Genomic DNA, 13002 nt, shown 5'->3' with positions numbered 1-13002 from the left:
GGCACCCATCGGCTTTATTGGTGACCTCTTTTTCGGATATCCTGATTTTGAGGGCACCCATCGGCTTTATTAGTGACCTCTTTTTCGGAAATCCTTATTTTGAGGGCACCCATTGGCTTCAATTACTCCGAAACACAGCCAAATCACCAACACAAAAAAACAGCGGGCTCCATCACGCCCGCTGTCGCTGCTGCTGCTACTTTCCAGTAATCAATTTCACTGTTTTTTCGATAACAGCTGAAACGCCGTCTGCAAGTGTTTTTCCGAGCGATGAAAAGAGGTTGAATGCTTTCATTTCTTCCAGCTTTTTTCGTTTTTGTTCGAGGTCATGGCTGGAGACGTCATTGCCCAGGATTGCGCTTTTGTAGGTTCCGTCTTCCTCTTCCTTTATGCTGAAGGCACTTTTGAATTCTGGGTCGTCGTACCCTTTCATTTTATGAATTCCTTCGTTTGCCTGCTGCATGCCGAACAATACGGAAATGAACATCAAGGATGCAAGCATGAAGCTTTTAAGCATGAACATTTTCATCTCAATCACCTTGCCATTTTTTTAGTAGAAGTTAGTGTGCAGGTGCGTCGACCTGCTCTGCCTGCCAGTAAAATTCACTGAAAACATCAGCGAGGGCTTCTGCGGACCTGTTCAATTCTTCGAATGTGTTGTCGACTCCGCCGAATTCTATCAATAATGCATTTCCGGATAGATCCTGATTGAATTTCCCATTGGTCGAAGCTCCCTTTTTCTCAATGATCCCCCGGCTTAATCCCTTTCCGTACTTTTGATCAAGGAGATTATGCAATTCGCGTGCAAGCGCCAGGTTCTTCTCGTAATTTGCGTTTTCACCGCCAATGACGAACGCCAGCTTGGCGTATGGCTTTCCGTTTATCTGGATGGTGGTTTTATCTTTTCGATAGCCATCACGGTGGATATCGATAAAATACTGCAGATTCCGGTCACCGGCCATTGCAGCTTCGACGACTGGCCGAGATTCCTGATAGGCCTTTCCAAATCCCAGTCCCTTCTTGCTTAAGTTGGCCATCACATCAGTCTTGTCGACAGTCGTACCGATCCCCCGTTTCTCAAGGGCTGATTTAAGATGGTCACCAACTTTCGTGACATTCACCTGAGAATGATAGGCTTTGTTTGGGTCTGTGACACCTTTCAAATACGGAAGATAGGATTCTCTGGTGTGAGTAAAATAGATATACACCGCTTTCCGGTCTCCGGTGGAGGATGGCGGGGCAGCACCAGCTCCCTCCCCGTCCGGAGCAGCTGGCAGGTTCTCTGTATTTTGCAGCGCCGCTTCCTTTTCTGCCTCCATTACTTCGATTGGAGGGGCAGATTCCATCGGCATGTTCGTATAGTTCGTTCCTTCGCCCGCAACCAGAATTTTACCGTCAAAAAGAGAGAAGCCCGGAAGCTCCCTGCCAAGCAAGCTTCTTGGGTCATCCAGATTGATATTAGTAGAAAGCTTGAACATGACATTGGATAGCTTAGGTGCTTGATAATCCTTTGGCAGAGCCTGCAGGAACTGATGGTTTTCCCAGCCCATCAAACTGAAAAGCAGCTGGCCATTCAAGTGTGTTGCGGCCTGGTTAACTGAATCGGAGGTGATTCGGTATTCAGGCCGGAGCGAGGTCATCGCTCCGCTTATCGAAAAAATTCCAATGAGAAAGAACACAAATGCTAGTGCGGCTTTTACGACATGAGTCCCTTGGACAGCTACGATTAATCCTGATCTTTTATTGAATCTCATTGTTCCACCTCTCTGCGCAAGTCTAGTAAATGTTATGACTTTGCTAGAGAAGATAGAACCTCGAATCTATTCGTAACGATTTTGAAATAAACTTAATGTGTATACATCCCGGTATTATCCTGGTCAATACTTGAATGCAGGGCGGAATTAAGACCGCTCGCTATTAAATTTGCCATATCGTCTATGAAAACATCCACTTCTTTAGGAGTCACCATCAGGTTATGTCCCAGCGGCGAGAGCACTTCGTAGATCAGCTTCCGTTTTTCTTCATCTTCTAAAGTGCCAATCATACCGAGGAAGGTTTGACGCTGCTCAGGTTCTGGCAGGTCTTCTTCTGTCAGCTTCGTCCTTTTCCCAAAGCTCATCCCCGCCGGTACGAGTGAGCGGGATGGCTTTCCGCCTTCCCGCATTTCCTTGCCAAAATGCTTCAAGATGAAATCAATCGTATCGCTTGTGATGGAAACTGCATCGACCACGGTTGGAACTCCAACGGCAATTACCGGAATTCCCAATGTTTCCTTGCTGATTTCTTTGCGTTTATTCCCTACTCCAGAACCAGGATGGATCCCAGTATCGGAAATTTGGATCGTCGAGTTGACCCTTTCAATCGAACGGGAAGCAAGCGCATCGATCGCGATGACAAAATCAGGCTTGGTCTTTTCCACAACACCAAAGATGATGTCCGATGTTTCAATACCAGTCAATCCCATTACTCCAGGGGCCAGCGCACTGACAGGACGGTAGCCCTCGTCGACATGTTCCGGCTGCAGCTCGAACAGGTGACGGGTCACCAATAAATTCTCACATACCAGAGGGCCGAGAGCATCTGGCGTCACATTCCAGTTGCCTAAGCCGACAACGAGGCATGATGCGTCTTCATTGATACCGACCTGTTTTAAAAAATGGGCGAATTCGCTGGCAAATACTTTTTCTACTTTTCCCTGCAGCTCGGTGTCCTGCTGGCGGATGCCGACAACTTCAATTGTCAAATACTGTCCCTGTTTTTTGCCAAGATTCTTTGCACCTTCTGCTGTGACTTCGACCAGTGACACTTTTATATCATTTTCTTCTTTTTCTTTTATGATGACGCCTTCAATTTGTGAGAGATTTTGCTCGGCATGTACGGTCGCAGCCTGGTCGGCAAGCACCATCTCCCTGGCTTCCACAGCCAGGTCAGTCCTGATTGAATACATGCTCAAGTCTACGGATTCCTTCATTGTCGCATTCCTCCAACTACAGTTTGGCTGCTAAACAGCATACTATTGCCTATCTTTTCCTTTTACATAAAAAAACATTCACGTTACACTGTACTTAAATTCAAGCAGAGTATTGCATTATTACCCCCTGTTTGATAAAATATCATTTGTTCTTAATAAATAAGAAATGTACTGGAAATGTCGAGTTCCATAAAATCTCGATGCTTTTTAGGAGGTGAACGGAATGCCAAACATTAAATCTGCAATCAAACGTGTGAAAACTAGTGAAGCGAGCAAAGCTCACAACATGACAGTTAAATCTTCAATGCGTACAGCAGTTAAAAAAGCTGAAGCAGCGGTCGTGAACAACGATACTGAAGCAAAAGCTTCTTTCGCTCAAGCAGCTAGCAAGCTTGATAAAGCAGCAGCTAAAGGCCTTATCCACAAAAACGCAGCTGCCCGCAAAAAAGCCCGTTTAATGAAAAAATTAAATGCTAACGGCTAATTTTTATACTGCTAACAAAAAAACGACCCATCAGGTCGTTTTTTTTTTGCTTATGTACTTCTCATTTCCTCCCATTGATCTGGAACAGAATCATTTCGATCAGCATTTCCTTTTTCATGCCGCCTGTTTTCATTTGATAATCTGCATCCGCAAGAAGCTTGATGATTCTGGTCAGTTCTTCGTCGGAAAATGAACCTGCCTGGCCTGCAGCCAATTTAACCCGGAATGGATGTACCTTCAATGTCCCGGCAATTTGCTGCTGTCCATAACCTTTGCGCGCCAGTTCCTTCACCTGGTAGATCAACCTGAATTGTCCGGTAATCACTGAAAGGATTTTGATTGGTTCTTCATTCTGTTTTAACAGGTCATAATATATCCTTAATGCACCTTCCACATTTCGGTGAACAATTTTATCGACCAGGGAAAAAATATTTTGCTCAAGCGATCGCGCAGTAAGTCGGTCGACAATCTCTTTGTCAATTGGCTGGTTTTCACCAGCATAAAGTGCCAGCTTGTCAATTTCCGAAGTCAGCATGAACAGGTTTGTGCCGGCGAGCGATATCAGCAGCTCGATTGCGTCCTGGTCTATCACAGTCCCATTCGCTTGCGCCCGTTCTTTTACCCAGGATTTGATTTCCTGTTCAGAAAGCTTCTTCGCTTCAATGACTGTTGCATTTCGTTTAAGCTCTTTAGTAACTTTTTTCCGTTCGTCCAGTTTTTCGTATGGCGCGGAAAAAACGACGATTGAATACGGCGCAGGCTGTGTGAGGTATTCTTCCAGCTTTGCGAGATTATGCTCTACTTTGCCTTTCGACTTTTCCGATGTCAAAAAGACCGGGTTCTGCAGGATGACCAGCCGCTTTTCTCCCATGAAAGGAAACGTTTCAGCATCTTCAAGGGCTGCTTCAATCGGAGTTTCTTCAAGGTCGTATACTGAAAAATTAAAGTCCTTTTCTTCTTCATCCAGCACATTGTCCACTAATAATTGCTTTGTTTCGTTAATTAAAAAAGTTTCTGTCCCGTACATTAAATAAACAGGCTCGACCTGTTTTTTGCTGATTTTCTTCCAAATGTCCAATACCACTGTCTTCCGCTCCGTTCAATACAGTTTTGCCATATACTTATCGTAAAGAAGCTTGGACATTTTGACAAGCATTCTAAGGGAATTAGCTCCGCCTAACCGGGCCAATTCCCCTATTTATAATGAACGCTGCGATACAAGGCCTAGGATACTTTTATCACAGCGGTGCATCGTAATAAGATTATTTTAGCCGCAAGCGGGAAAAGTATATGTGTCAAGTCTTGCTAATTGGATTCAGGGTACTTGCAGAGCCGAGCAGCAAAATAAGGCATGAGAGAACACTGGATTTTTTAATTTGAATCGCTTATACTATTTAAGAACTAATAGGGGGGATTGACTGTGAATCAATTCGAAGAAAATGTACAAAGCAATCGCAATGACGCTGTTGACGCAGGTGTTGGATTCATTGTTTCTTTTGGATTCTTTGCAACATTGTTCATTATTGCGACAGTCGTGCAGTTAATCGGGAGTTAATCACGGCTACATAGGATAAAGTTACGGAGACTGCATTTAATAAATGCAGTCTCTTTTCATGTTTTAGTGATTTTTTTGGGGAGAGACCATTCGCTCTTTGCTATATATACTATGGAATCTGATGTGAAAAGGTTCCTGATTTGCCTTTAAATTTATACATGACCGCTCCTTGTCGGTCAGTACGGTAAATCCTCGTACCGCGCTCGTCAAGCCTGTTGACCACTTCTTCACCTGGATGACCATATCTGTTTCTCTCTCCCACAGAAATGACAGCATAATCAGGAGTGATCTGATCGATGAAGAGATCTGAACTTGAGTATTTGCTGCCATGATGGCCCACCTTGAGGACATCAATGTCAAGGCCGCCGACATTCTCTACCAAGATTCTTTCCCCGGCCTGCCCTAGGTCCCCTGTGAACAGCCATTTCAATCCGCCAAACTCGGCATATAGCACAATGGATTGATCATTGCGGTCCCCTGTCGTTGAGGCCGGGTTCAGTGTCATGAACTTTCCATCATTTGTCTGCCACCCTGTTCCTCTGCCAGCAAAATAGACAGCTGTCCCTTCCATGACGGCGTTTTTCACAATCTCCTGCTCCAGCTGTGTCCGTTCCTTTATTCGCGGAAGAATCAGCTGTTTGACATTTATTTCTTTGAACACTGCTTTAGCACCGCCTATATGGTCTGCATCCCCGTGTGTCAAAATCAATTTATCGAGGGTATGAATTCCTTCACTTTTCAAAAATGGCACGACAATATTCTTGCCGGGATCGTACTCTGTTTTTCTTTGCTGCCAATCTTCTCTTCCAAAAGAAGTGACACCTCCAGTATCTATGAGGTAATTTCCCTGGTTAAATGGCATTTTGATGAGTATACTGTCCCCTTGCCCAACGTCCAAAAAAACGATTTTTCCATATGGATTGATATAGGGGAGCGATAATTGAATAATCAGGGGAATAAACGGTAGCGCCATTAGCCATACAGGAAGTTTTTTCTTTGGCACAATGGATCTTTCCCATAGAAGGAAAAATACCGGAATCAGCACAATCTGTATAATCAGCAGCATTGGATGGAGCTTTCCGATGATAATAGTGGAGAAAGGAAATCCAGCGAGTAGTGAAGCTGATGTATTAACCAGGTCAACGACGGTTTCGAGAATGGAAAAATACATCTGAGGCAGGAACCCCATAAATGCGAAGAAGATATAAGTAACCAGCAACCAGGGCAGAAGGAGTAAGGAAAAAAGCGGCACAAAGAGAAGGTTGGCGAAAATCGAAATGGCTGACAGCTCATAAAACGAATAAAGGATGACGGGAAGGCTCGCAAGCTGGGCTATAAAAGATGCTGCAGCCGTTTGGTTTATTAAAGAAGTGAAAGCTGAAAAGATCCTGGAAGATGAAAGCACGAGGGAAAAACTGACTGAAAAAGAAAGCTGGAACCCTATATTATAAATTATTGAAGGCTGGTAAAAAGTCATCAGTATAAACGCTATCGAGACAGCATCCAGCGGAGTCAGCCTCAGGTTAAAGCGACGGGCGCCAATGATCAGCATCAGCATCGCAGCCGCCCTAAGCACGGGTGGTGCAAGCCCAGTAACAACCGCATAAATAGGGAGTAAAACCAGGAGGATCACCTCAGTCCTCTCTCTGGTGATCCCGGCGCGAATCAGAATGTAGTAGCCCATCCCTGCCAGCAATCCGACATGCAAGCCAGAAATAGCAAGTAAATGGACAATGCCGATTTTCTGATAGTCCCTCTCTGTATCAGGCATGAAGAGTTCCCTCTCGCCAAAAATCAGGGCAGCGGCTAGTGCGGCAGTCTCTGGCGGAAATTCCGCCTTAATTTCAGCGACTTCTTTTTGCCGGAATTCTTTCAACTTCATAATCAGACTGCCTGTCTGTTTTCGGCATGTTTCCAGGTCAATATGATCCACGTTAAAGATCCAGGTGATTTTGTTTTTTTGAAGGTAGCTTTTATAGTCAAAGGCATTGGGGTTGCGAGCTGTTGGAGGAATATCGAGGGTTCCTGTTGCCTTGCAAGCAGCACCAGGCGTTACTAAAGTTTCTATCGATTTGGAATCTTTCAATGTTCTGATTCTGTGCCTGATGGCTACTTTTTCGCCCGCAGGCAATAGTTTTGCAGTGGCCGTAAGGGAATCTCCATCAGTCTTGATTTCATCGTGAAAATAAATAAAGAATTGCGTTTCTGTCCCGTTAAAGTGAGTTTCAAGTTTCTCATTCTCTTTACTGCCGATAAAAAGGAACAGCAGGTAACAGGCAGTCAAAATTACAAGGCCAGACTTCCTGAATTTACCCTGTTTGCTTAAAAAGAGGATTGCCAAAAAGGTCAATCCCCCATAGAGCAGATTGCTTTCAAATACGCTTAAAAGCGCCAATACAGAGATCGCTGCAAAGTAGATCAGCTTTCCCCTGATACTTACATTCCCGCCTGATCTCATTTTTGTTTGTCCTTTACGGTCTTATTTGGTTATGTGAACGACCTCTACATCCCTCAGGAACGTATCATTGTATTTATTCGGATAGGCACTGCGGTAGACAATTCTTTTGATCCCTGATTGTGCGAGTGTCTTGGAGCATTTTTCACAAGGTTCATGAGTCACGAACGCTGTAGCTCCTTTCAACAGCCCTCTGTCAGCATGGAGGACTGCGTTTTCTTCCGCGTGGAGCGTCCTGATGCATCTGCCCTGTTCATTGATCAGGCAGCCGATATCTTCACAGTGGTCATGGCCATGGATGGAGCCATTATACCCTGTTGAAACGATATGCTTGTCTTTCACGATGACGCAGCCCACATGCAGCCTTGGGCATGTAGAACGCGTTCCGACTTCTTCTGCTATATCCAAAAAATACTCATCCCAACTTTTCCTTCCCATGCCGGTCTCTCCCTTCTCAAAGCCCATGTATGTATATATACATAATTTTAATCTTTTCAGGAGAAGAGTTCAATTTGAATGCTGCTACTTTACTGAAATCAGATCCTTCAATTTTTCAAAGGTCTTTTCGCCAATGCCGCTGATCTCCTTCAGATCCTCTATTTTTTTGAAAGGTCCGTTCGTTTCACGGTATTTAATAATGGCTTCAGCCTTTGAGGGACCTATTCCAGGCAATGTTTCCAGTACATCCTTTCCCGCAGTATTCAGGTTCACCGTATCCTTTCCTTGAGGCTGGCCACCCGTGGATTGCGTCACGGCCTCAACCACCTGTTCCCCCATCCTTGGAACGTAAACAACCATTTCATCATGCACATGCATAGCGAAATTGAGGGTTGCCGGGTCTGCTTCTTTTGTGAGTCCTCCAGCAAGCTGAATCAAGTCCACTACCCTGTCCCCTTCCTGGACCTGATATACACCCGGATTTGCAACAGCTCCCTTGATATCTGCCATAAGGATAATGGGCAGTTTCTCTTCATTTTCGATTTTCCCCATGGGCTGAGTCTCCTCCTCAGTTACCATCGCTAAAAGGTCATCATCACTTTCTGTTATTTCATTTCCACTCTCAAAGGATGAATACAGAAAAAATAAAACAGCAGCTATTCCTGCAATGACATAAAATTTCTGTTCCTTGATCCATTCCACAAACGGTCAACACCTTTCACATGTCATAATCTAAATTTTAAAAACATAAGGATATAGGAGAATAAAAGTATGAAGGAGGGAAGGGTTATGAAAATAGGGATTATTGGCACAGGGAATATGGGGAGAATTCTCGCCGAAGCTCTGATTGATGGGAATGCCGTTTCCCCTTCTTCAATGTTGATTACCAATAGAACAGTAGAAAAAGCTTTGGAGATTCAAAAAATATATCCTGAAATATCTGTCGGTAAAAATGCCATCGAAGTGGCCGAAAACTCTGATGCCATTTTCATCTGTGTAAAACCGCACCAAGTCCTGGGACTGCTGGAAACGATTCGTCCAGTTCTGACAAGGGAAAAATGCGTCATCTCGATCACCAGCCCAATCAGGGTGGATCAAATCGAGCAAATTGTGGATTGTTCTGTCATGAGAGTCATTCCGAGCATCACGAACAGGGCCCTTGCAGGCGTATCATTGTTCACATATGGAGATCGGTGCGCACAAGAGTGGAAGGAAATATTAACTGCGCTGTTTGAAAAGGTCTCTGTACCACTTGAAATAGAGGAGAATATTACAAGGGTGTCTTCGGATATCGTCAGCTGTGGTCCTGCTTTCTTCAGTCACCTTGTTCAAAGCTTCATAGCCGCCGCTGTGAAAGAAACAGAAATTGACCGGGAGACAGCCACAAAACTGGCAAGCGAGATGCTGATCGGGCTGGGAGAGTTGTTAAGCCAGCATCACTATACGTTGCCGACATTACAGGAAAAGGTTTGTGTCAAGGGCGGGATTACGGGAGAAGGCATCAAGGTCCTCGATAGTGAAACAGGGGATATGTTCGAAAAGATCTTCCAGGCTACTCACAGGAAATTCGATGATGAGCGAAAAAAAATTGAGGAGCAATTCGGTCATTAATAGGATTCTCCAAGCCCCTTCTATTTCCTGCTCCTTAAATGTGACAATTCAGTTAACAAAAAAGAGGCTGCCGAGGTCAAAGCTATGACCTTTACAGCCTCTTTCGTTTTTATTCTTTCCTCATCGCAAAAAAGATCCGTTCTGCATTTTGTCCGGGGGCTTCCATCTTGTAATCGCCAGTAATCTCTATTTGTTTAAAACCTGACTGTTCCAATAACTTTTGATATACATCTATTGGATATGTACGCTGGAAGTGGAGTTCATCCACCCGATCATATTTACCAGATTCATCGAGGACGAAAAACGTCAGCTCATGTTCGACACTGTGCTGTTTTTCCCCTTTGAAGCTGTTCCAGATATATGTGATTTCTTCATCGTCCCATGTAAAGGTGGCATCGGCAAAGATATAATCCATTTTATAGACCGAGTGCACATCGAACAGGAACAGGCCGCCTTTTTTCAAGAGGCGATATACGCCTTCAAAGGTTTTCTGAACTGCCTGTTCGTCTTCCAGATAATTGAGAGAGTCACAGAAGATGCCAACAAAATCATACTCCCCTAAATCCTCTAGCTCCGTCATATCCTGCTGGAAGAATTGGATGGGCAACGAAAGACCTTGTGCTTTTGACTGGGCGACTGAAAGCATGTCTGGAGACAAATCTGCACCCGTCACATCATATCCTTTTTGAGCAAACCTGACAGAAAGCTCCCCGGTCCCGCATGCAAGATCAAGGAGCTTCATTCCGTCAATGTGAAATTTTTCTTTGTATGCTTCAACCATCCTGACCCATTCATCATATGGGACATCCTGCATGAGCTGGTCATACAAATAAGCAAAACGTTCGTAAGACATTAGTTAAGCTCGCTTTGGACATTTTCGATTGGAGCATCTCCCCACAGGCGCTCGAGGTTATAATAACTCCGTTCTTCTTTGTGGAAGACGTGGACGACCACATCCCCGATATCAATCAACACCCATCTTGCTTCATCAAAGCCTTCCATGCGCTTCAGGTCATAGCCCTGCTCCAATGCTTTTTCCCTGATTTCACGCGCAATCGCCTGAACCTGTTTATCAGAGTTTCCGTGGCAGATGACAAAATAATCGGCAATCAGGGAAATCCCCTTCATATTCAGGACCATAATATCTTCTGCTCTTTTATCGTCTGCTGCTTTTACTGCTGTCATCAATAGTTCGCGCTCACTCATTAAATCACCCTCCTGTATTTGTAACAATGCTGTTATATGCGTTGAATGTATCTGGAAAGACCGGCTGGTTTTTCTTCATTAAAAATTGAATCGTATTTTTCATCGATTGGATCAACGCCCTGTCCAAATCCTCTTCCGCCATCTTTCTTACTTCTTCTACCCCCGGAAAATGCCGGCCTGGCTCAATATAATCTGCCAGGTAAATGACTTTGTCAAGAAGCGTCATGCCAACCCTTCCCGAAGTATGATAACGAATCGCATCAAGGACTTCCTCATCCTTGATTCCCGCCTCGATTTCAGCAAGGTAGGCACCGACTGGAGCATGCCAGAGCTCGCTGTTGTACTCAAGCAGAATCGGTGGCATGTTTTGTTCTTCAATGATTTGCTTCATCTCATCCTTCGGCCTGAATTTTGCATAATCATGGAAAATGGCTGCCAGCTCTGCCTTTTTGGTATCTGCTCCGTATTTCTCAGCAAGCCTGATGGCCGTTTCCATAACGCCAAGTGTATGTTGATACCGATGCTCCGTCAGCTGGGGTTTAACCAGCAGAAGTGCCTGTTCACGATCCATATAAACCATGCTCCTCTATATATTCCCTGACCGGGTCAGGCAGCAGATAGCGGATGCTTCTGCCTGCCTTGACTCTTTCTCTTATCATGCTGGATGAGATATCCATCTGCGGTGTCTCTGTATATAGAATATCATATGGAGTTTCATCCTTGTATGATGGCCTGCTGACACCGATGAATTTGACCATTTTCAACAATCGGTCGATGTTCTGCCATTTCGGCAAATATTCAACCATGTCTCCGCCAATGATAAAGTGGAAGTCATGTTCTTTATACATATCTTTCAATAATTTCATCGTTTCATACGTATAAGATGGACCGCTGCGCTCCAGTTCCACTTTCTCGATCCTGAACGCAGGATTGCCCTCGATGGCTAACTCAATCATGGCAAGACGGGCAGTGTTGCTGATTGGCTCAGCCACACTTTTATGCGGCGGTACCTGGTTCGGCATGAACCACACCTCATCCAGTCCACGTGCATGGAGAACTTCATTCGCAATGACTAAATGCCCGGTATGCGGCGGGTTGAAGGTTCCGCCCAATATACCAATCTTTTTCAAAGAGGCACCTCCTCAGGTTTTTTACCTTGGAAGAACGATTTGCTTATTCTCGCGTGATTCCTTGTAAAGGACAATGGTATTGCCGATTACCTGGACGAGTTCCGCTTTAGCGCCTCGTGACAGCTGCTCAGCTACTGTATCTTTGTCGTCCTCGCAGTTTTGGAGAATGCTCACTTTGATCAATTCCCTCGCCTCAAGAACATCTGCGATTTGCTTGATCATATTATCATTTACCCCACCTTTGCCGACTTGAAAAATTGGATTAAGGTGATGGGCTTTCGATCTTAAAAAACGTTTTTGCTTGCCTGTTAACATGTGTTACCCTCCTAAATGTCTTAAAACATTGGCTCTCATTCGATTCGTGTCAGGAAAAATGCCTGTCCATTTTTCAAACGCCAGTGCTCCCTGGAATACAAACATTTCTATGCCGTTTTGGATCATTGCTCCCTTGCCGGAAGCTTCTTTTAATAACTTTGTTTGACTTGGGTTATAGATAATGTCACTGACCAGGGCATCACAGTTGATGTTTGCCATAGAAAGTGGCGTTGAATCTATGTCAGGAAACATGCCGATTGAAGTGGTCTGGATGATTAACTGATAGGCAGCCAAATCCCTTTCAGCGGTCTCCCTGTCGAGCAACTTCGACTGGACCTTATAAGGACATGAGCTGATCAGCTCCTCTGCCTTCAGCTGCGTTCGATTGTACAGGTCAATTGAATGGATTCCAGCCTGAGCCAGCGAGAAATAAATGGCTCGAGCAGCTCCACCCGCACCAATAATCAAAGCTGATCTTGATTCAAGATCAGCAATCACAGATTCCAGCCCTTTTACAAACCCTGGGCCATCAGTATTATAGCCAATGAGATGGCCATTCTCGTTTTTCACCGTATTGACAGCACCGATCGCTTCTGCCAGGGGATCGATTTTATCAAGGAAGGACATAATCTCCGTTTTATGCGGAATTGTCACATTGAAACCGCTGGCACCGATCGCCTTCAGCCCTTTAACAGCTGTCTCCAGATCACCCTGCATTACATGGAATGGCAGGTAGACAGCATCGATATCATATAGTGAAAATAAGTCATTGTGCATGGCAGGAGACATAGAATGGGCGATTGGGTCACCCATCACACCGAACAATTTTTTCATGTA

Annotated in this window: 16 protein-coding genes; 3 read left to right on the top strand and 13 right to left on the bottom strand. The window is 44.7% G+C overall.

What is annotated here, in order from left to right; all coding sequences use genetic code 11:
- Nucleotides 1-196 precede the first annotated feature (196 nt).
- The 3 genes from EJA10_RS19860 to gpr all read right to left on the bottom strand — a co-directional run bounded on the left by EJA10_RS19860 (nt 197) and on the right by gpr (nt 2971).
- Nucleotides 197-529 carry a YqxA family protein gene (locus tag EJA10_RS19860; protein WP_125481771.1) on the bottom strand — a complete coding sequence of 111 codons (333 nt, stop codon included), beginning with the start codon at nt 527-529 and terminating at the stop codon, nt 197-199.
- 31 nt (nt 530-560) lie between these two features.
- On the bottom strand, nt 561-1754 hold the full coding sequence (spoIIP, locus tag EJA10_RS19855; protein WP_125481770.1) for a stage II sporulation protein P: 1194 nt from the start codon (nt 1752-1754) through the stop codon (nt 561-563).
- Nucleotides 1755-1846: 92 nt separating this feature from the next.
- Nucleotides 1847-2971 carry a GPR endopeptidase gene (gpr, locus tag EJA10_RS19850; protein WP_125481769.1) on the bottom strand — a complete coding sequence of 375 codons (1125 nt, stop codon included), beginning with the start codon at nt 2969-2971 and terminating at the stop codon, nt 1847-1849.
- 223 nt (nt 2972-3194) lie between these two features.
- Here gpr and rpsT point away from each other — a divergent pair, with 223 nt between their 5' ends.
- The gene (rpsT, locus tag EJA10_RS19845; protein WP_125481768.1) at nt 3195-3455 is read left to right on the top strand and encodes a 30S ribosomal protein S20; all 261 of its coding nucleotides are present in this window, start codon (nt 3195-3197) and stop codon (nt 3453-3455) included.
- A 61-nt stretch (nt 3456-3516) separates the two neighbouring features.
- On the opposite strand, the gene holA is transcribed toward rpsT, so the two are convergent.
- Nucleotides 3517-4539, bottom strand: coding sequence for a DNA polymerase III subunit delta (gene holA, locus EJA10_RS19840; protein ID WP_125481767.1), 1023 nt, complete (start codon nt 4537-4539; stop codon nt 3517-3519).
- Between the two features lie 336 nt (nt 4540-4875).
- Between holA and EJA10_RS19835 the strand changes: the two genes are divergently transcribed.
- The gene (locus tag EJA10_RS19835) at nt 4876-5010 is read left to right on the top strand and encodes a YqzM family protein (RefSeq protein ID WP_125481766.1); all 135 of its coding nucleotides are present in this window, start codon (nt 4876-4878) and stop codon (nt 5008-5010) included.
- Nucleotides 5011-5119: 109 nt separating this feature from the next.
- Here the strand turns inward: EJA10_RS19835 and EJA10_RS19830 are convergent, their stop codons facing one another.
- From EJA10_RS19830 to EJA10_RS19820, 3 genes are all read right to left on the bottom strand, one after another.
- Complete coding sequence (locus tag EJA10_RS19830; protein WP_125481765.1) at nt 5120-7468, bottom strand: DNA internalization-related competence protein ComEC/Rec2; 2349 nt, start codon at nt 7466-7468, stop codon at nt 5120-5122.
- A 21-nt stretch (nt 7469-7489) separates the two neighbouring features.
- Complete coding sequence (locus EJA10_RS19825; RefSeq protein ID WP_125481764.1) at nt 7490-7903, bottom strand: deoxycytidylate deaminase; 414 nt, start codon at nt 7901-7903, stop codon at nt 7490-7492.
- A gap of 84 nt (nt 7904-7987) precedes the next feature.
- Entirely contained in the window at nt 7988-8605 is a 618-nt protein-coding gene (locus EJA10_RS19820) for a helix-hairpin-helix domain-containing protein (protein ID WP_246017886.1), read from the bottom strand.
- A gap of 87 nt (nt 8606-8692) precedes the next feature.
- Between EJA10_RS19820 and comER the strand changes: the two genes are divergently transcribed.
- A complete protein-coding gene (gene comER / locus EJA10_RS19815; RefSeq protein WP_125481763.1) occupies nt 8693-9514 on the top strand; it encodes a late competence protein ComER in 822 nt (273 codons plus the stop codon).
- A 109-nt stretch (nt 9515-9623) separates the two neighbouring features.
- On the opposite strand, the gene EJA10_RS19810 is transcribed toward comER, so the two are convergent.
- The 6 genes from EJA10_RS19810 to aroE are packed head-to-tail and all read right to left on the bottom strand — an operon-like array spanning nt 9624 to nt 12999.
- Nucleotides 9624-10367 (bottom strand): class I SAM-dependent DNA methyltransferase, encoded by a 744-nt coding sequence (locus EJA10_RS19810; protein WP_125481762.1) that lies wholly within the window; start codon nt 10365-10367, stop codon nt 9624-9626.
- Nucleotides 10367-10720 (bottom strand): ribosome silencing factor, encoded by a 354-nt coding sequence (rsfS, locus tag EJA10_RS19805; RefSeq protein ID WP_125481761.1) that lies wholly within the window; start codon nt 10718-10720, stop codon nt 10367-10369. The genes EJA10_RS19810 and rsfS overlap by 1 nt, the downstream gene beginning before the upstream one ends.
- Nucleotides 10721-10724: 4 nt before the next feature.
- Nucleotides 10725-11291 (bottom strand): bis(5'-nucleosyl)-tetraphosphatase (symmetrical) YqeK, encoded by a 567-nt coding sequence (gene yqeK, locus EJA10_RS19800; protein WP_125481760.1) that lies wholly within the window; start codon nt 11289-11291, stop codon nt 10725-10727.
- Nucleotides 11281-11850: a nicotinate-nucleotide adenylyltransferase gene (locus EJA10_RS19795; protein ID WP_125481759.1), complete on the bottom strand. Its 570-nt coding sequence runs from the start codon at nt 11848-11850 to the stop codon at nt 11281-11283. Before EJA10_RS19795 ends, yqeK begins: the two co-directional genes overlap by 11 nt.
- A gap of 21 nt (nt 11851-11871) precedes the next feature.
- Complete coding sequence (gene yhbY, locus EJA10_RS19790; RefSeq protein WP_125481758.1) at nt 11872-12165, bottom strand: ribosome assembly RNA-binding protein YhbY; 294 nt, start codon at nt 12163-12165, stop codon at nt 11872-11874.
- 3 nt (nt 12166-12168) lie between these two features.
- Complete coding sequence (gene aroE, locus EJA10_RS19785) at nt 12169-12999, bottom strand: shikimate dehydrogenase (protein WP_125481757.1); 831 nt, start codon at nt 12997-12999, stop codon at nt 12169-12171.
- Nucleotides 13000-13002: the final 3 nt, after the last annotated feature.

The organism is Mesobacillus subterraneus (genome assembly GCF_003937825.1).
In the GTDB taxonomy this organism is placed as follows: domain Bacteria; phylum Bacillota; class Bacilli; order Bacillales; family Cytobacillaceae; genus Mesobacillus; species Mesobacillus subterraneus.
Note: the sequence above shows the minus strand (reverse complement) of the source record. Positions and strands in the feature narration are given on the sequence as shown.